The sequence below is a fragment of the Actomonas spartinae genome (assembly GCF_051209155.1).
In the GTDB taxonomy this organism is placed as follows: domain Bacteria; phylum Verrucomicrobiota; class Verrucomicrobiia; order Opitutales; family Opitutaceae; genus Actomonas.
Map to the genome: position 1 here is coordinate 892544 of NZ_JBPJGB010000001.1, position 19484 is coordinate 912027.

A 19484-nucleotide genomic window follows, 5' to 3' on the forward strand; every position below is an offset into this window, starting at 1 on the left:
ATGATCTGTGCATTGGCCCCGGTGGCCGTGCTACCGCCGCATGCCTTGGCACTGCCCGAAGGCGCCCAAGTGGTGGCCGGGGACGTGAGCTTCGCCAATGGTGCCGGTGCGCTCGATATTCATCAGTCGGGGGCCGCCGCCATCGTGAACTGGGCGGATTTTTCCATCGCGGCGGGCGAGGTGGTGAACATCACGCAGGACAGCGCGCAGGCCGCCCTGCTCAACCGTGTGCTGGGCGCCAATCCCTCGGAGCTGCTCGGGCAGTTGAACGCCTCGGGGCGCGTTTACCTGATCAACCCCAATGGTGTGGTCGTGGGGAAAGACGCCTCGATCAACGCCATGGAGTTTGTCGCCTCCGCGCTCGATGTGGCCGATCAGGATTTTCTGGACGGCGGAGACCTGCGCTTTGCCGGTGAATCGACGGCGGGCGTGCTCAATCTCGGCAAGGTCACCGCGCAAAACGGCGATGTCTTTCTTATCGCCTACTCTGTGCGCAACGCGGGCGAGATTGAGGCGGCGCAAGGGGTGGCCGGTCTGGCGGCCGGACGTGAAGTTGTGCTCAATCCGGAGGGCGATCAGCGCTTGCTGGTGAAGGCCACGTTGCCCTCGGCAACCGCCGCCGTCGGGATCGAAAACGACGGCGTCATCGCCGCGGCCCAGGCCGAGTTGCAGGCCGCCGGCGGCAACCTCTACGAGTTGGCGATCAATCAGACCGGCGTCATCCGCGCCACCGGCGTGGAGCATCGGGACGGTCGGGTGCTGCTCACCGCCGACGGCGGCGAGCTCCGCCACGCCGGCACGATCGCCGCCCGCAACGCCGACGGCAGCGGTGGCGAGGTGTTGATCGGTGGCGATTTCCGCGGGCAAAACGCTGCGGTTGCCAACGCCGCCCGCACCACGGTCACGGCCGGCGCGAGCATCGATGTCTCCGCCGCGGCCGACAGCGCAGCCGACGCGGGCCGGGCCATCGTTTGGGCCGACCAACAGACCGATTTTGCCGGCACCATCGACGGTCGCGCGGGAAGTCAGGGCGGCGATGGAGCCTTTGCCGAGGTATCCGGAAAACGGATTCTCAACTACCACGGTCTGGCCGATCTCACCGCCGCGGCGGGCTCCACGGGCATGCTCTGGCTCGACCCTGACGAAGCGATCATCAGCACGGCGACCGACGACCAGGCCAACGGCGTGTTCAACACCGCAGTGCTCGCCGCCAACCTCGCCACCGCCAATGTCACCATCGACACCTCCACCGGCTACGGCAACGGGGCGACGCAGTTTGGGGACATCACGGTCAACGACCCCGTGACCTGGACCTCGGGCAGCACGCTCACCCTCAAATCGGGTGACAGCATCAACGTGAACGCCGACCTCACCGGCGGCACGGGCAGCGGCGTCAGCTTTGAGCTGGGGGTCGGCGGAGATTTTGTCCTCAGCAAAGGCGAGCTCAGTGTCGCCTCCGCCGCCACGGTCACGGCCGACACCGTGACGATTCGTCAGAACAGTGATGCGGCGCCGGCCGGGGCGGGCAACCTGCCCCCGCCGGGCGACGAGTCACGGGTCACCGGGAGCGTGGCCTTCGACGGTATCCTGAAAACGACTACGCTCGACCTTGCGTTGAACGCGGGAGGGGTCGGGGGCGGCGTGACCATCGCCAATGCCGCCAACGCCATCGGCACGATCACCACCTCCGATGCGACCCCTGCCGGCATCGCCGGCGCGGTCCACATTGCCGATGGTTCCGGCGACCTGACAATCAACGGTCAGATCAAGGTCACCTCGGCCAACCGGGACCTGCGGATCACCACCGCCGGGGACCTCACTCTCGCCAGCGGCACCGTGCTCAAGACGTTCGACACCGACATCGTCGTTGGATCGACCGGTGGGGCCTTCATCAACCAAGCGGGCTCCGGGGCCTTTGCCCATACCGACGAGGGCCGCACCCTCGTTTATGCGAACAACCCGACCGATTCGTCGCTGGGTGGCTTGGCCTTCAACCCCGTCTACAACAAGACCCTCGCCGCCAACGCGCCTGGCACCATCAGCCAGACCGGCGATCGCATCCTTTACAGTCTGGCGCCGACGCTGACGCTCACCGCCAACGACCTCAGCCGTCTCTATGGGGCGGCCAACCCGTCGCTGACCTTTTCGGTCAGCGGCCTGGTCGGAGGGGATACCGCCGCGCAGGCGTTCAGCGGTGCGCCCGTGCTCAGCACCACCGCCACCGCCAGCGACAATGTGGGCAGCGCCGCCATCAGCATCGCGGCCGGCACCGTGGTCGCCTCCGACTACGACTACCAGATCGCGTTTGCGCCCGGCACCCTGACGATCAACCCCGCGCCGCTTACCATCCGCGCCGACGACAAGAGCCGCAGTTTCGGCACCGAAAACCCCACGCTCACCGCCACCTTCACCGGGCTGGTCAACGGGGACACGACGGCCGACATCACCGGGCTTTCCCTGAGCACCACCGCGACCGCCAGTTCCCCCGACGGCACCTACGCCATCGTGGCGTCCGGCGCCAGCAACGCCAACTACGACATCAACTTCGTCAACGGCCAGCTGACCATCGGCGCATCGACGGTGACGATTCGCGCCGACGATTTCACGCGCTACTTCGGCGACGCCAACCCGACCTTCACCGGCACCGTCAGTGCGCCGACCGGCTTCGATCTCGGACTGATCACCGGCCTCAGCTACAGCAGCACCGCGACGCCCACTTCAGGTATCGGCACCTACGCGATCGTGCCCACGGTGGATACGCTCGACGGGGTCAGTTTTAACCTCATCAACGGCACCCTCACCGTCGATCCACGCCTCCTGACCATCGTCGCGGCTGATGCGTCGCGGCTTTACGGAGCGGACAACCCGACCTTCAGCGGCACCCTCACCGGCCTCGCCTCGTTCCACACCGCGGGCGACATCGTCGGGCTGGGCTACACGACCACGGCGGTCGTCGACTCCGGCGTCGGCACCTACGCGATCACACCGACGGTAGGCTCCAACCCCAACTACGCCATCACGACGACGCCCGGCACGCTCACGGTCAACCCCGCGCCGCTCACCATCACCGCCCAGGACGCCAGCAAGGTCTTTGCCGACCTCAATCCGACCTTTTCAGCCAGCGTCGACGGGCTCGTGCTCGATCAGTCGTTGGCCGATGTCGGCACGCTGGCCGTGACCACGCCGGCTCTCCAGTTGTCCGACGTTGGCACCTATTCGATCACTCCGGCCTGGGCGACCACCACGGGTCTGGCGGGCAACTATACGGTCACCTTTGTGCCGGCGACCTTCACCGTGACACCGCGCCCGGTGAGCATCCTGGTGGGCGACCGGTCCCGCAGCTACGGCGACGCCAATCCCACGTTTTCCTACACCTTGTCCGGCACCAACCCGACCGGCCACACCAACCTCAGCCTGCTCGACACCACCGGCCTGAGCCTCAGCACCACGGCGACCACCGGCTCGGCGGCCGGCACTTACAGCATCACCGCGGGCGGCATCACGGATGCCAACTACTCGGTGACCTACGTGCCCGGCACCCTCACGGTCAATCCGGCGACGCTCACTATCACGGTGGCCGATGCCGCCCGCCTTTACGGCGCGGCCAACCCGACCTTCACCGCCACCAACTCCGGTCTCAAACTTTCGGATACGCTCACCGACGCCCTCGGCGAGCTGAGCCTGACCACCACCGCGACCGTCACCAGCAACGCCGGCACCTACGCCATCAACGGCGCGGGCTCGGCGCTCAGCGCCAACTACCAGGTGAGCTTCGTGCCGGGCACGCTGACGGTAAACCGCGCCCCGCTCTTCATCGCGCCGGAACTCTCTTCGCGCCGCTACGGCGACGCCAACCCGGTCTTCACGCTCAGTGCCACCGGACTCGTCAACGGCGACACCACCGCTGTCATCCAAGGGCTGACGTTTTCCGCTCCCGGTATTGCGGCCGATGTCGGCAGCCACGCCGTGTCGATCCTCTCCGCCTCCGCGCTCAACTACGACCTCACCTTCGGCACGGGCACGCTCAACATCCTCGCCCGCCCGCTCACCATCACGGCCGACACGCTGCGGCGCGAATATGGCGAAGCGAATCCGACGCTGACCGCCACCTTCGACGGCCTCGCCTCCTTTGACACGGCGGCGGACATCACCGGGCTCAACCTTTCCACGGTCGCGACAGCGTCCTCCAACGTGATCGAGGGCGGCTACGGGATTCAGGTGAGCTCCGATGCCAACGCCAACTACGCCATCACCTACGTGCCGGGCCGGCTCATCGTCGACCCCGCGCCGTTGCTGCTCGAGTTGGGCAACGTTTCCCGTGAATACGGAGAGGCCAACCCCATGCCGTCGGCCTCCATCGCGACCGGCTTCAAATTGGGTGACACCTTTGAGACGATCGGTCTGCAGATCGTGACCGACGCGACGCGCACCAGCGATGTGGGCAACTACCTCTACGACGCCACCGCCAGCAGCCCCAACTACGACATCACGGTCAGCGGCGGCACGCTCAAGGTCACCCCGGCGCCCATCGCCGTGCAGGTGGACCAGACCAGCCGCCTTTACGGGGACCAGTTGGTCGGCACGCCCGACTTCACGGTCGACGGTCTGAAGTTCGCCGCCGACCGCGAGGGGCTCATCCAGATCGATGATCCTTCCGACATCCGCAGCGACGTCGGCACGTATGCCTTCGCTGGCACGCTGCTCGATCCCAACTACACGCTCACCGATTTTACCGGCACGCTCCTGGTGCTGCCGCGCCCGCTCACGGTGGCCGCTCAGGCGACGCGTTTCTTTGGTGATGACAATCCTGCGGGCTCCGCCTTCACGCTGACCGGCAACTTCGCCAATGGCGATGTCGCCAGCGATATCCTCGGTTTTGCCACGACGACGGACCTCGCCCGGGGGCGGGATGTCGGCACCTACGATATCTCCGCGGCGTCGACCTTCACGCTGCGTTCCAACAACTACACCCTCGCGGAGACCTCGGCCGCGCTCACCGTCGCGCCGCGTCCGCTCAACATCGAGATCGCACCGGTCGAGCGCTACTACGGCGAAGGCAACCCGGCGTTCTCGCTCGTCGGCGACACCAACCTGCCGACCGATCTCAACGCGCTCGACGACGTGGTGCGGTTCAACGCGCCGGACCGCACGACGGCGCCGGGCAACTACACGATCGAGGCCGAGATCATTAATCCCAACTACACGATCGGCACGCTCGGTTTCGGCAATCTCGCCATTCTCAAGCGCCCGCTCACGATCACCGTCGGCAACGTGGCCCGCTACTACGGCGACGCCAACCCGAACTTCACCGCCACCTTCGGCGGCATGGGCCTGCCCGACTTCGTCGATCCCGCCAGCGTGCTGGACCTGCGCACCACGGTGCCGACCGATGTCTTCAGTGATGCCGGCCACTACCTCATCTCCATGTTGTGGTCGTCGTTCGCCAGCGACCTCTACGCGCTGGAAGCCTTCACGCCCGGCGTGCTGTCGATCTTCCCGCGGCCGGTCACACTCACGGTGAGCGACGCCGAGCTGGCGGTCTCGCCCGGCACCGATCCTTCGTCGGTCATCGATTTCAGCGAGGTCAATTTCACGGTCACGGGCACCAACTTCGCCAACGGCGAAACCGCCGCCGAACAGTTCCCCAACCTCGACTACGTCGTGAGCGACGATCCCGCGCCGGCCCAGGTGGGCGTGCCGGTGGATCTCAACAACTACGTCGTGCCCGATCTGCGCGCGTTTGTGGGCGGTGTGGCCGGATCGTCCGACCCGGGCACCGGTCGGAGTATCGGCCGCGATGAAGGGGATGGCAGCACCAGCGAGCAGGTCGGGTTCATCCCGGTCGTCATCGGCGGTGAGACGACCGAGGTGACGGTGAACGAGATCGAGATCGGCGCGTCCGATCCCGGCACGATCGCGATCGGCGACGAGGTGGTGTTCATTCCGGTGACCAGCATCGGCACCGACGAGACCCGGGTCACGCGCTCCATCGGCGTGGGCGGTGGTCACCTCGGCACCAATCGCAACTACGTGGTGACCGCCGTCACCAACGGGGTGATCACCGTGCGCAACCGCACGGCGGTGGAGGAGACGATCAGGCAGGCGCAGGACGCCGTGGCGTCCGACGCGAGCGTGGAGGTGCGTTCGATCTCCGACTACGCCAACGACATCGGTCTGCTCTTTGGCGATCAGCCGGAGATGACCTTCGACATGATCCTGGATCACCTCACCGCCACCTTCGGTGAGGACCGTGAAGAAGGCAGCCTCTACTACGCGATCTTCGGCGACGAAGACGTGAGCCCGCCGTTTGACGCTGCCCGCATCCGCACGTGGATGGCCGATCTCGCCACCAACCCCGAGAAGCGGGCCGCCCTCGGTGGTGCCATGACGGGTTATCTGGCCAAGGTGCAGGCCCTGCCGGTGAATGAACGCACCGGCGCGCAGAACCTGCTCGCGCAAGCGGTCGCGCAGAAATTTGCCGAGGAGCGCGACAAGACCGGCAATCTGCTGATCTCGCGCCTCGAGGCCTTCCGGCGCAACAACGTCGCCGGCGGACTTTATTACAGTCTGCTCGATGAGGTGGAGACCATCAAAACGCGTCTCGCCAGCGCAGCGCAGGGTTTCCTCGATTTCGAAGGCAGCTCGCTCAGCGAGACCGAGACGACCTTGCTCAACGACATCCTCGCGCGGGCAGGTGATTCGCGGGAGACCGCCGACACCCTGGCGCTCCTCGATCAGTGGATCGCTGCGCGCGAGGGCAGCGACCGTGCCTTCATCGACGACCAGATCGCCGGCTTCCGGGAAGAGTTGCTGCAGCTGCAGACCCAGCGCGAGGACTTGCGTGAAGTCCTGGAGGACCCTTCGGCCGAAAGCAGCGCCGTCTACGCGGGTGGTCTTCAGAGCCTGTTTGGCACCAACGTGCCCTACCTCGATATCCTGGGCGAAGCCCGGCTCGACGCACTCGATGCCAAACTCGCCAACTACGATGTGCTGAGCGGTGCGATTGGCGGAGCGACTGGGGGCGCCGTGGCAGCCGGTGGCGTTGCGGCAGTCGCCAACACTCAGGCGGCCGTGAATATCGCCAAATCGATCTTCCCCTATGTGCGCACGGCCTCCGCCGGCGCGGGCCGTCTCGCTTACGGGCCAATGGTTCTGGCGGCGTTCATCATGGGTTCCACGGAGCGCGCCTTTCAGGTCTTCCAGGAGGACGAGCAGCGCATCATCTTCGAGAACCTGGTGAGCGACGTGGGGCAGCCGCGTGAGTTTGGCGACATCGATTTTTCGCCGCTCCCGGACATCTCCGCCGAAGACTACGATCCGGCCCCGGGCGACATGCAGGCGATGATCGAGAAGCAGTTCCTGATGGATGCGATGACCAGCATGCTGGTCGGTCCGATCGGAGGGGAGGGCTGAGATGATTCCTGCACCACCCGTCCACCCTGTTCCTTTTCACCTGTCCCGTTTCGCCACGATGTCTGCTGCCTGCCTTTGCCCTCTGTTTTTCATCCTCGCACTGTCCGGCGGATTGATCGCCGGTCGTGCCCAGACCACGGATACGGAGATTCCGCCGGAGATGCGGGTGTCGGCCCGTCCGTCTGAAACCGTCATCCTGCCCGCGCTGCGTGGCGTGCGGCTGGTGGCGGATCCCGCGCAGGTCGGAGTCGACGACCCCGGCGGCGACGTCGGAATCCAACTGGATGGCGTGACCCTGTTGAGCGAAGCCGACCTGTCCGGCGTGGCCGAGGCGGTGCTCGGGCAGCCGGCTTCCCGGGAATCGATGGAACGCCTGCGCGTCATCGTGAGGGGCATGCTGACGCTGCAGGGGCATCCGTTCTCGGTGGTCTACGCGCCGCCGCAGGATGTGACCGACGGGGTGGTGAGCTACGTGGTGATGGAGAGCTCGCTCGGGCAGGTGCGGGTGGAGGGCAACCGCCACTTTCCGGAGGCGAGTTACCTGAGTCGCCTGGATCTTCCTCCCGGCGCGGGGGTCGATGCGGCGGCGCTGCGCGCGGGCGTGGATCGGCTGAATCGCAACAGCTTCCGCAACGTCGCCACCCGCGTGGAAGCGGGCGCGGAGCCCGGCACGACCGACGTGATCATTCAGGTGCAGGACCGCTTCCCTTGGCGGGTCTTTGGCGGTTACAACAACACCGGCACGCAGACCACGACGGAGGATCGGCTCTCCGCCGGGGTGACCTGGGGCAACGTGCTGGGGCTCGGTTACGTCGGCACCCTGCAATGGAGCAGTGATCTGGAGGCTGAGCACTCGCGATCGCTTTCCGGCAACCTCACCGCCGATCTGCCGGGCAATCGCAGTCTCACGGTATTCGGGTCCTACTCGGAAATCGAGAGCGTGCCCAACGGCGGCTTTTCACAGGAAGGTTTGAGTTGGCAGGCGGGGATCACGCTGGACCAACCGCTACCGGATCTCGGTTCCCGCTACACCCACGGCCTGCAGTTCGGCGCCGATTTCAAAGTGAGCGACAACAACCTCGAGTTCGCGCTGCCGCCCTTTGTCATCCCGATCTCCGATAACCTCACCCACGTCTCCCAGGTGCGCGCCGAGTATCGGGGCACGCTCAGCGATGACTGGGGGGCGACCTCCTGGGGGCTCAAACTCACCGCTTCGCCGGGCGGCCTGACGGACCGCAACCGCGACGCGGCCTTTGACGGTTCCCGGGCCGGAGCCACGGCGCGCTACGCCTACGCCAGCGTCGATGTGTTTCGGGAGACCTCGCTCGCGGCGTTCCTCCCCGGGGCGAGCTGGACGATGCGAGGGGAGTTTCAGGTCGCGACCAACAACCTCCTCGGCAGCGAACAATACTCCGCCGGCGGCAGTGGATCGGTGCGCGGTTACGAGCAAGGCGAAGTGGTGGGGGACAACGGCCTGTTCTTCAGCCAGGAACTGCGCCTGCCCACGTTGCATCCGGCGCGCGTGCTGCTGAAAGCCGACCTGCGCGATGCGCTGACCCCGTATCTGTTTCACGACTACGCCCGGGTGTGGAACGTCGATCGCCTGCCGGGTGAGCGTGCCTTCAACCTGCACAGCGTCGGAGTGGGGCTGACCTACCAGTTCACCGGGCACGCCAATCTGCGGGCGGCCTACGGCTGGCAGTTGCGGGACAGTGGCAGCAGCGACACGGGCGACAACACCCGCCTCCACCTCGCGGCCAACGTGAGTTTTTAGCGGGCAAAAAAGAGCCGCGTCGGTTGGGACGCGGCTGCTTAGGGGAGGGGGTTGGCCGGACACATGGCTTACGCGGCGAGCGGGTGGCGTTCGGCGCGGCGCGTTTTGGCGTAGCCGCAGGTGGTCTTGCCGTAGTCGCCGAGGGCGATGGAGGACAAGGCAATGCCGGTGGCGGCGGTGGCGGTCACAGCGGCACTGACGCCGAGTGCGAGGGCGGCGGGTGCCACCATGGCAGCAATGAGGAGGTAGGCGGTGGTTTTCATTTTCGATGTGGTAGAGGTGGTGGGTTTCAAGTGGTTCACGTGTTGGATTACCCCGGAAGTTGGGGGGGAGTTGCAGAATTCGCCGGAAAATTTGGCGCGACGGTTTCTGGACAGGGATGAACGGCCAGACGGCGCGGATAATCGAGGCGGGAGGGGCATAAAAAACCCGCGTCGGGTCGGACGCGGGTTGCTCAAGTGGCGTAGGGAATTTTCTGATACATACCTTACGCGGCGAGGGGATGGCGTTCGGCGCGCTTGGTGGCAACGCGATCGTAGGAGCAGGTCGTCTTGCCGTAGTCGCCGAGGGCGATGGAGGACAGCGCGATGCCGGTGGCGGCGGTGGAAACCAGCGCGGCGCTGGCGCCAAACGCGAGGGCGGCGGGAGCCGCGAGGGCGGTGATGAGGAGGAAGGCGGTGGCTTTCATGAGGGAGGAGAGTTTGGAGGTCTGGTTGATGTTCACGCCTCTATCACCCGGGAGCTCCGCGGAAGGTTGCAGAAATCGAAATAGATTTTTCCACGCCGGCGCCGCGCCACGCGCTCACGTGGGCGGCCACCTCGGGGGGGGCTTTCAGTGCGAATGGAGCGTCACCAGGGTCGCGCCCCAGCTGCCGGAGGTTTCGTTGCCGAGGCGGTAGCTGGCAACGAGGTCGGGGCGGCGGTCGAGCAGGGTGTGCACGGTGGTGCGCAGGGTGCCGGTGCCTTTGCCGTGAATGATGCGCACCTCACGCAGGCCCTTGGCTTGGGCCGCTTCCAAATAGGCGGGGATCAAGGCCCCGAGGTCGGCGGGGCGAAAGGTGTGCAAATCGAGTTCACCGGTGATGGGGAGCTCGACGGGTTCGTCTTCGCTACCGGTGGGGGCGGACATTGCTCAGGACTCGGCGCCTGGCTTTTTTGGCGCCGATTCCGGTTCAGTCTTGGCTTCAGCGTCGGCGGCGAGGTCGGGTTCGTCGGCTTCGCTGGTGTCGTGGGGCACGGTGTGCGAGGCGGGCTGAGGCTCGGGCGTTTGCGAAGGGTCGGTGATGGGCGGGTGTTTGCGAGGCGGGGCGACGGGGGCTTTGGGCCGCGAGGAGGTCGGCGGCGGCGACTCCATGTCGATGGCGCGGCGAATCTCGTTTTCCACGCCGGAGGCTGCACGTTTGAATTCACGCACAGCCTTGCCGAGTCCGCGGGCGACCTCGGGCAGTTTCTTGCCGCCGAAGAGCATGAGGGACAGCGCGAAGATGACGATCATCTCCATGCCGCCGATACCGTCGAGGATGGCGAGAAGTTCAGGTGAGGGAGCCACGCTAACGAGTGTTGTTACAAGAGGGAACGAAGGGAACGAAGTCTCGGAGGGACGTCTTCTTTGCTCCCTTTGTTTCCGTCTGTAAAAGAAAGAAATCAGGCGGGGGAGGTCAGCCGATGGCCACTTCGACGGCGAAGCGACCGGTGGTGCCGGGGGCGACCCAGTGCAGGCCGCGACCGTGGCCGGGGGCGTTGGGCGGGCCCATCCAAGGCTCGACGCAGTAGTAGGGGGCGTCGGGGGCGGCGGTCCAAGTGACGAAGGTGGCGTCGGGTGGCGGCGGGTTCTGGGTGCCGTGGGTGATGGCGATGAACTCGGAGCCGTCGGCCGGGCCGAAGCGCATGGTGTTGGCGGCGAGCTCGAGGTGAATCGTGTCGACGAGGTCGGGGGCGGAAAGGGGGCAGCGGCGGGGGAGATCCGGCCCGGGCACGAGTCCACCGATGGCGGACTGGCGGGCGGTGTCGCCGGCGGGGAGTTCGATCATGTAGTCGTCGCGCGTCTGGTGGTCGGTCCAAGGCGCGGTGAAATAGAAGTGGTGGCCGGCGCTCCACGGGATGCGTTCCTCGCCGAGGTTCTCGAGGGCAAACTCGACGGTGAAACGGCGGCGGTGGAAGCGGTAGGTGACGCTGAAGGTGTAATCGAACGGGTAGATGTGGGCGTCGGCTTCGGTGGGCTGGAGCACGGCGGTGAAACCGCGTTCGTTGATGCTCTCGAGTTGGAAGGTGCCCTGGCGGGCGATGCCGTGCATGGGCATCGCGCGACGCACGCCCTGCGGGTCTTTCCAAAAGTGGATTTCCCCCTCGTCGAACACGCGCGCGTTGAAGGGAAAGAGGATCGGGTTGCCGCCCCGGAGCTTGTGCACGGGGGTGGCGGCGAGATCGGCCTCGGTGAGCTCGGGCCAGTGCAGGATATCGCGCAGGGAGCCGTCGGCGCGCTCATGGTGCCAGTGCATGAGCCGGGCGCCGCGTTCGGGCCAGGCAAGGAAAACGGAATCGCCGAGCTGCCAGCGGCGAATGGTGTGACCAAGATAGGGAACAGACTGCATGGGTGGTCGGAGGACGGGAGGGGGGAAGCGAAGCGCAAAAAGGCGCCCGTGTCACGGAGGGGCTCGAATTTTGGTCCGGCTTTGTAAGGCGGAAGTGGGTCCGGACGCTTGCGGTTGTTGCGCAGGTCGCCCAGTTTTGGCGAGTTAGCCATGCCCGCCCCCAAGTTCACCCGCCTCCTGATTTGGCTTTGCGCGATTTTTGCGGGCGCCGTGATTTGGCTTCGCGGTCAGGAAGCGGTGCCGAGTCCGGCGGCGATGACGGAGCAGGCGGCGGAGGTGGCGGAGAACGGCCTGCCGGCCAAGGTGGTGGTGATTCCGGTGCGCGACCAGATCGCGAATCCGATTCTCTACGTGATCCGCCGCGGCTTGAAGGAGGCGATCGAGATGGACGCCGACCTCGTGGTGCTCGACATGAAGACGCCGGGTGGAAGCCTGGGCACGACCTTCGAGATCATGGAGGCCTTGGATCGCTTCAAGGGTGACACGGCGACCTATGTGAACAACGAGGCGATCTCGGCGGGGGCCTTCATCTCGGCGATGACCGATGATATTTATTTTGCCCCGGATGGGGTGATCGGCGCGGCGGCACCGGTGAGTTCCGGTGGGGCCGACATCGATGAAACGATGAAGCAGAAGATCGTGAGCTACCTGCGGGCGCGCATTCGGGCGATTTCGGAAGGGCACCCCTATCGCGGGGAAGTGATCTCCGCGATGATCGATGCGGACTACGAACTGAAGATCGGCGAAGAGGTGTTGAAGGGGAAGGGTGAGCTGCTGTCGCTCACGGCCTCGGAATCGGCCGAAACCTACGGCGAGCCGGCGCAGCCTTTGTTGTCGGCCGGCACGGCGGAGTCGATCGAGGCGTTGTTGGAGCAGCGCTTCGGTGAACGCACCTATTCGGTTTATTCGTTGGAGACCACGTGGTCGGAGGAACTCGCGGCCTGGCTCAACGCCATCTCGCCGCTGTTGATGGGGCTCGGGTTGTTGGGCGTTTTCATCGAATTCAAAACGCCGGGTTTCGGGGTGTTCGGCATCGCGGGCGGGACGCTGCTGGCGATCGTGTTTTTCGGCCACTACGTGGCGGGCCTTTCGGGGCACGAACCGGCGCTCTTCTTTGTGTTGGGTGCGGTGTTGGTCTTGGTCGAACTGTTGTTCCTGCCGGGCACGGTGTTTTTTGCCCTGGCGGGCGTGATTGCGATGCTAGGTTCGCTGGTGTGGTCGATGGCCGATATCTGGCCGGATGAGCCGATCTCGTTCTCGGGCGACGTGTTTGTGGAGCCGCTGACGAATTTGCTGATCTCGCTTGTCGTCACGGTGGTGGGAGCGGTGTTGATTTGGCGCTACCTGCCGCACGGTTGGATCTTCACTAAATTGGCGGTGGGCGGTGCGTCCACGATTTCGGCGCAGGGCACGTTGATGCCTTTCGGTGGCGCGGGGGCGATGGAGGCGGCCGACCCGCTCATTGGTGCGCGTGGGATCGCGGCGACCGATCTGTTCCCGAGTGGCAAGGTGGAGGTGGATGGGCAGCTTTATGAAGCGAAGGTCGCGGTGGGAAACCTTGATGAGGGGGAAGCGGTGGTGGTGATTTCTCGTAACAGCTTCGGTCTCGTGGTGGAGAAAGAGGAGGCGCAGTCATGACGGCGGTCGCGCTCTGCTTTGCCATTGGCATTCTCTTGCTGGTGATCGAGGTCGTCGCTCCGGGCGGTATCCTCGGTATCATCGGCGGATTGTTTTTGATCGCGGGATCAGGGTTGTCGTTTTCCGAGTTCGGCACCGAAGGCGGGCTCATTGCGACCAGCATCGCGGCGGTGATCGGTGTGATCGTGCTGTATTGGGAATTTGTCTACCTGCCGAAGACCGGCTTCATCAAGAAGCTCTCAATGGCGACCACGGTGGAGGGGCGGTCCCAGCCGAAGCTGGCGGAGACGGAACAGGTTGTTGGGCGCGAGGGTAAGGCCGTCACCATGCTGAGTCCCTCCGGCTACGTGGTCGTGGACGGCAAGCGCTACGAGGCCCATTGCCAACGTGGGCAACTCGAAGAAGGCGCCGGCGTGCGCGTTGTCGGCGTGGATAATTTTCGACTCATCGTAACCCCTACCACTGAAGCTTTATGAACAAGGAATTCATCATCCTGGCGATCATTGCCGTTCCGGCGCTGATCATCATCGCAATCACTTTCAGCCTCATCGGCGCCTGGGTTAAGGCGCTCTTCAACGGCGCCCCGGTTTCGATCTTCAAACTGGTGGCGCTGAAGTTCGCTCGCATCCCTTACGGCCTGATCGTCGACGCCCGCATTACCGCGGTGCGCGCCGGCATCGAACTCTCGGCCGACCAGATCGCCTCGCATTACCAGGCGGGCGGTAACGTCATCCCGACGGTGCAGGCGCTCATCGCCGCCATGAAGGCCGGCATCGAGCTCAACTGGGACCGTGCCTGTGCGATCGATCTCGCGACCAAGGGTTCCGGCAAGAGCGTGGTCGAAGCCGTGCGCACCTCGGTCGACCCGAAGGTGATCGACTGCCCGAATCCCGAAGGCGGTCGCACCACGATCGATGGTGTGGCGAAGGACGGTATTCAGGTGAAGGTGCGCGCTCGGGTCACGGTGCGCACGAATCTGGATCGCTTCGTCGGTGGCGCGAAGGAAGAGACGATCATTGCCCGCGTGGGTGAGGGTATCGTGACCACGATCGGTTCGGCCGACACCTACAAGTTCGTGCTGGAGTCGCCGGATGCCATTTCGAAGGTCGTGCTCAAGCGCGGTCTCGATGTGGGCACCGCCTTCGAAATCCTTTCCATCGACATCGCTGACGTAGACGTAGGCGACAATGTCGGCGCCAAGCTTCAGGAAGCCCAGGCCGAGGCGAACAAAAAGATCGCGCAGGCCCAGGCCGAAATCCGTCGTGCCGCCGCCGTGGCGGTGGAGCAGGAAATGAAGGCCAAGGTCGAGGAGATGCGCGCCAAGGTCGTCGAGGCGCAGGCCCAGGTGCCGCTCGCGATGGCCGAAGCCTTCCGCAAGGGGAACCTTGGCGTAATGGACTATTACAAGATGGAGAACATCCAGGCCGATACCGGCATGCGGAAGTCGATTGGTGAACCCGAAGACGACGAAGATCCGAACCAGTCCGACCGCTAATTGCTGACCCGACCTTCCTCTGATGGATTGGATCTTCGATCACATTCAACTGATCATCATCATCGGTTCGTCGATTGCCTGGTGGTTGACCCAGCAACGGCAGCAGAACGCCGACGATGAGGACAAGCCCTCGCCGCACGAGCGGCCGGGACGGCAGCGCATCGATTGGGAGCGGCAGCAGGAGGGCGGTGAATCCGATGCCGCCCGTCAGGTGCGCGAACGGATGCGGCGGCTGCGTGATCAACGTCGGCAGGGTTCGCCTGCGCCGACATCGACCCCAACGTCGCAGCCGCGGCGGGCGGAGCCGACGATGCAGGACCTTCCGCCGGTGCTGCGTGAGTTGATGGGCATTCCGGAACCTGAGCCGGAGCCGGCGCCCAAGCCGGTGGTCCCACCGCCGGTGCCGCAAGAAAGTCGGGCCGACCGCATGGCGCGTGAGATGCGCGAACTGGAGGCGAAGCAGCGGGAGGCCGAAGCCATGGCCTCACGGGTGCGTGGTCAGATCGGCGGGGCGTCGGGCAAGCGGCGCCGCTCCCGGCGAGGCCAGTCTGCACACCGCGGCGATGTGTTGAGCGACCAGAGTTTTCTCCAGACCTTGCGCGATCCGCGCAGTGCCCGCCGGGCCATCCTGCTGAAGGAAGTCTTGGATCGACCGGTCGGGTTGCGGTGAGTGCTGGTGGCTAGTGGCTGGTGGCCGGGTGGCATGCAGCAAGCGGTAGTCATGCAGCAACGATCCTTGACCTTGTAGGGCCGGCGCTTGCGCCGTGCCGCGTCGGAGGGGCAACGCAGCGCCCGCAAGCGGGCAGACTACCTTCAGATGCGAAGCGGCAGCGCAGCGCTTATTCGATGCGGACGCGTTGGCGGCCGCGGAGGCCGGTCTCGCGGGAGATATTGCTGCGGGCTCCGTCGATCTCGACTTCGACGTTTTCCATCGGGTCGGCGGTGAAGAGCAGGCGGCCGTTCTTCGGGAAGGTGCGGGAGTCGCCGCGGGTGATGGCGCCTTGGAAAATCTCCACGCCGGATTCCTCTTCGACGATCTTCACGCGGACGCTGTCGAGCGCATGCACGATGATGGTTGGCTCGGAGGCGGTCGCTTGGGTGGTATCGGACGGCGGGGTGGTGGTGTCGCCGCCGCCTTGAATCGCGCGAATGCCGAAGACGACGAGCAGCACGAGCGCCACGATAGCGGAAAGGAGGACGGTGGCTTTGATGATAAGTGCCTTGTCCACGTAGGGGACGGCACTGGGCTTCGGCTTGAAGGTGGCGGGGTTCTCGGGGTCGTCGGCATCGGAGCTGGCGGCAGGGTCGAGATCGTCGTCTTCGCGCCCGCTGTCCTTGGACGATGAGACGGTGAGGTCCATGCGCCCGTAGATCTCGCGGTTGAGGCTCTTGGGCTTGGCGGCGGTTCCGTGGCCGAGGGCGTTGTAGTCGTTGACGATTTTCTCGGAGGGAAGGCCGAGATAACCCGCGTAGTTGCGCAGGAATCCGCGCACGTAGATATCGGGCAGGTTGATGTCGAACTGGTTGCTCTCGAACTTGTGCAGGTAGTCGCCGCGAACTTTGGTGGCTTCGGCGGCCTCCCGAATGGAGATGCCCTTACGTTTGCGTGCTTCTTCCAGACGTTCGCCGATATTCTGCATGGGGGTAATGAAGGGGATTTGGGGCGGAGTTAGAAATCACGAAATACGGGAAAGTCGTGAAAAAGTGGGGTAAGGGAGCCTGCTGCGTCCGCAATAATCGGAGCGGATCTTTCTCTTTCGTCTTTCTCTTTATCTTTCTCTGACGACGAGGAGCGTCGCCAGTTTTGGCTGCGGGCGAGTATCGCTCGATGAGGAGAAAGAGAAAGATAAAGAGGAAAGAATAATGAGGCGGCGCGCCGGGCGCGCCTCACAAGCTGTCCAAGTCGACCAGAATCTCACGCGGGCTGGAACCGTTTTCCGGTCCGACGATGCCCTTGTCCTCCATGAGGTCCATGATGCGGGCGGCGCGGTTGTAGCCGATGCGCAGGCGGCGCTGGATGTTGGAGGTGGAGGCGCGCTTGCTGGATTTGAGCACGCCGAGGGCCTGCTGGAAGAGCTCCTCGTCGTCGCCGAGGTCGCTGTCGCCGCCGCTGTCGCCATCGTCGTCCGAACCGGCGCGGTCGATCTGTTCCTGCACGTCCTGCTTGTAGATGGGCAGGCCGTTGTGCTGCTGCATGAACTCGACGATGCTCATGACTTCATCGTCGGACACGAAGGCGCCTTGGGAGCGGACGAGCCGCGCGGTGCCGGGCGGGGAGAAGAGCATGTCGCCGCGACCGATGAGGTTGTCGGCGCCCTTGGTGTCGAGGATGGTGCGGGAGTCGATCTGCGATGCGACCTGGAAGGCGATGCGGGAAGGGAGGTTGGCTTTGATGACGCCGGTGATGACGTTCACCGACGGGCGCTGGGTGGCGATGATGAGGTGAATGCCGGCGGCGCGGGCGAGCTGGGCGAGGCGGGCAATGGACGTCTCAATCTCGGCCGGGGCGACCATCATGAGGTCGGCCAACTCGTCGATGATGGCGACGATGTAGGGCAGCTTGTCCGGGACTTCCAACTCGTCGTCGAGCGCGGGATCGACGCCGGGCAGGCCGGCCTGGTCCGGAGGTGGCTCGGGCAGGTCGGGGGCGGCGTTCTTTTTCTTCCGGTTGTTGAAACCGATGATGTTACGGACGTTGCACTTGGCGAAATACTGGTAACGGGTCTCCATCTCGGCGAGCAGCCACTTGAGCGCGCCGGGCACCATCTTCGGCGATGTGACCACCGGGATGAGCATGTGGGGCAGGGTGTTGAACACCTTCAACTCCACGACCTTCGGGTCGACCATGATCAGGCGCACTTCGTCGGGAGTCTTTGAATACACGATCGAGGCGACGATGGAGTTGATGCAGACCGATTTGCCCGAGCCGGTGGCGCCGGCGATCAGCAAGTGAGGCATCTTGGCGAGGTCGGAGACGAGCGGTTTGCCGGAAACGTCCTTGCCGAGGGCGATGGGCAGTTCGGCCTTGTGGCTGTTCCAATCGGTCGACTCGAGAATCTCGCGCATGCCGACCGGGGTGGGGTGCTGGTTGGGCACTTCCACACCGACCGCGGCCTTGCCGGGGATGGGGGCGAGGATGCGCACGGACTGGGCGCGCATGCCGAGGGCGATGTTCTTGTCGAGGCCGGCGATCTTTTCAACGCGCACGCCGGGGGCGGGCACGACCTCGTAGCGGGTGATGACGGGGCCGACGTGGATCTCGCCGAGCGAGACCTTCACGTTAAATTCCTCGAGGATGCGCAGGAGGTTCTCGGCGTTGCGCTGGTGCTCTTCCTCGGTGTTGTCCTCGTGGGGCGTGGCGGGATCGGCGAGTAGCTTGAGGGGGGGGAAGCGGTAGTTGCCCTCGGACTTCGGTGTGTTGATGCCGCGGGCCTTCTTGAGCTCCTCGGCTTTGACGATTTGGAGTTCGAGCTTCTTGCCCTCGGCGGGCGACTGAGTGTCGCCGGTGCCGGAGGGTTTGCCGAGGGTGAGGCCGATGACCTTGGGGGGCGTCTTGGGCTCGGGCTCGGGTTCCGGCTCGGGCTCGGGTTCGGGGGGAGGTGCGGCGCGTTTGGCCGGCGCCTTGGCCAAGGGGTCGTCGGTGCTGGTGCCGGGGGCGAGTTTGATGTCTTTGGCGGCGACGGCGGCGCCGGCCTTCTTGGCGTCTTTCTTGGCGGCCTTTTCGGCGGCGATGCGATCTTTCTCCAGCTGCTTGGCTTCTTCGCGGGCGAGTTTTTCCTCCTCCTTGGCCTTGGCTTTGGCCTCCTTGGCGAGGCGCTTTTCCTCTTTGCGTTCGGCAGCGCGTTCGGCGCGGTTGGCCCGCCAGTCGTGGTAGCCGGCGATGGCGCGTTCGAACTGCGAGGCGATGTCGCGAGTGAAGATGAACACCAGGGCCACGACGTAGATGGTCGTGAGCAGGGAGGCGGAGCCAAAGACGCCCACGCTACCGAAGAGCAGGTCGTCGTAAATCCAGTGACCGAGCACGCCGCCGAGGCGGCCGCCGGGGAAAAATTGACTGTCGGCGAGGGAGTCGAACTTGAACATCGCGGCGACGCCGCATCCCGAGGCGATTGCGAGCAGCATCGCACTGAAGCGAGTGAAGGCGAGGCGACGAGCGTTGCGAACCGCGACCCAGAGCGACCAAAAGGAGAAGGCCGGGATGAGCCAGGCCCCCAAACCGAACCATCCGAAACTCACGCGCGCAACGTCGGCACCAATCTTGCCGACCAGATTCCGATCGGTGGAGGCCGTGTCGTTGGTGGGCAGGTAGCCTTGTTGCAGCGGGTCGTAGTCGAGGTAGGCGACGGTGAGCCAGAGTCCGAGCAGCAGGCACAACACGGCGACCATCCAGGCCGGCCGGTAGCGCGGCGGCTGAAAGCCAGTCGGTCGTCGGGTCTTTGAGTTTGAAGTCTTGGACTTGGCCATGTCTGTTGAAGCTCCCGCGGCACGGGTCACCGCCAAGCGGCGACTGCGGGGATTTCAGCTCTGCCAGTGGACCGGTCAAATGTAAATACCCCACTGGGTCGTTTTGGAT

At 65.0% G+C, this 19484-nt stretch carries 13 protein-coding genes; 6 read left to right on the forward strand and 7 right to left on the reverse strand.

Going from position 1 to position 19484, the window contains the following annotated elements; translation table 11 throughout:
* The first annotated feature begins 45 nt into the window (after nucleotides 1-45).
* Nucleotides 46-7413, forward strand: coding sequence for an MBG domain-containing protein (locus tag AC0MRV_RS03545; RefSeq protein WP_472763053.1), 7368 nt, complete (start codon nucleotides 46-48; stop codon nucleotides 7411-7413).
* Nucleotides 7414-7471: 58 nt separating this feature from the next.
* Nucleotides 7472-9187, forward strand: a complete 1716-nt coding sequence (locus AC0MRV_RS03550) for a ShlB/FhaC/HecB family hemolysin secretion/activation protein (protein WP_472763054.1) — start codon at nucleotides 7472-7474, stop codon at nucleotides 9185-9187.
* A gap of 68 nt (nucleotides 9188-9255) precedes the next feature.
* Here AC0MRV_RS03550 and AC0MRV_RS03555 read toward each other — a convergent pair whose 3' ends face one another.
* The 5 genes from AC0MRV_RS03555 to AC0MRV_RS03575 all read right to left on the reverse strand — a co-directional run bounded on the left by AC0MRV_RS03555 (nucleotide 9256) and on the right by AC0MRV_RS03575 (nucleotide 11778).
* Nucleotides 9256-9450: a hypothetical protein gene (locus AC0MRV_RS03555; protein ID WP_472763055.1), complete on the reverse strand. Its 195-nt coding sequence runs from the start codon at nucleotides 9448-9450 to the stop codon at nucleotides 9256-9258.
* Between the two features lie 224 nt (nucleotides 9451-9674).
* On the reverse strand, nucleotides 9675-9875 hold the full coding sequence (locus AC0MRV_RS03560) for a hypothetical protein (RefSeq protein WP_472763056.1): 201 nt from the start codon (nucleotides 9873-9875) through the stop codon (nucleotides 9675-9677).
* A 144-nt stretch (nucleotides 9876-10019) separates the two neighbouring features.
* Entirely contained in the window at nucleotides 10020-10316 is a 297-nt protein-coding gene (locus AC0MRV_RS03565) for a Smr/MutS family protein (protein ID WP_472763057.1), read from the reverse strand.
* 3 nt (nucleotides 10317-10319) lie between these two features.
* Entirely contained in the window at nucleotides 10320-10736 is a 417-nt protein-coding gene (locus AC0MRV_RS03570) for a Sec-independent protein translocase subunit TatA/TatB (protein WP_472763058.1), read from the reverse strand.
* Nucleotides 10737-10845: 109 nt separating this feature from the next.
* On the reverse strand, nucleotides 10846-11778 hold the full coding sequence (locus AC0MRV_RS03575) for an aldose epimerase family protein (protein WP_472763059.1): 933 nt from the start codon (nucleotides 11776-11778) through the stop codon (nucleotides 10846-10848).
* Nucleotides 11779-11928: 150 nt separating this feature from the next.
* Here AC0MRV_RS03575 and AC0MRV_RS03580 point away from each other — a divergent pair, with 150 nt between their 5' ends.
* The 4 genes from AC0MRV_RS03580 to AC0MRV_RS03595 are packed head-to-tail and all read left to right on the forward strand — an operon-like array spanning nucleotide 11929 to nucleotide 15581.
* Entirely contained in the window at nucleotides 11929-13416 is a 1488-nt protein-coding gene (locus AC0MRV_RS03580) for an NfeD family protein (protein ID WP_472763060.1), read from the forward strand.
* Nucleotides 13413-13892 carry an NfeD family protein gene (locus AC0MRV_RS03585; RefSeq protein ID WP_472763061.1) on the forward strand — a complete coding sequence of 160 codons (480 nt, stop codon included), beginning with the start codon at nucleotides 13413-13415 and terminating at the stop codon, nucleotides 13890-13892. Before AC0MRV_RS03580 ends, AC0MRV_RS03585 begins: the two co-directional genes overlap by 4 nt.
* Nucleotides 13889-14911 carry a flotillin-like protein FloA gene (floA, locus tag AC0MRV_RS03590; RefSeq protein WP_472763062.1) on the forward strand — a complete coding sequence of 341 codons (1023 nt, stop codon included), beginning with the start codon at nucleotides 13889-13891 and terminating at the stop codon, nucleotides 14909-14911. Before AC0MRV_RS03585 ends, floA begins: the two co-directional genes overlap by 4 nt.
* Nucleotides 14912-14933: 22 nt before the next feature.
* Complete coding sequence (locus tag AC0MRV_RS03595) at nucleotides 14934-15581, forward strand: hypothetical protein (RefSeq protein ID WP_472763063.1); 648 nt, start codon at nucleotides 14934-14936, stop codon at nucleotides 15579-15581.
* A 169-nt stretch (nucleotides 15582-15750) separates the two neighbouring features.
* On the opposite strand, the gene AC0MRV_RS03600 is transcribed toward AC0MRV_RS03595, so the two are convergent.
* Together AC0MRV_RS03600 and AC0MRV_RS03605 are read right to left on the reverse strand one after the other, a co-directional pair.
* A complete protein-coding gene (locus AC0MRV_RS03600) occupies nucleotides 15751-16551 on the reverse strand; it encodes a helix-turn-helix domain-containing protein (protein ID WP_472763064.1) in 801 nt (266 codons plus the stop codon).
* A gap of 247 nt (nucleotides 16552-16798) precedes the next feature.
* Nucleotides 16799-19375 (reverse strand): FtsK/SpoIIIE family DNA translocase, encoded by a 2577-nt coding sequence (locus tag AC0MRV_RS03605; RefSeq protein ID WP_472763065.1) that lies wholly within the window; start codon nucleotides 19373-19375, stop codon nucleotides 16799-16801.
* Nucleotides 19376-19484 lie beyond the last annotated feature (109 nt).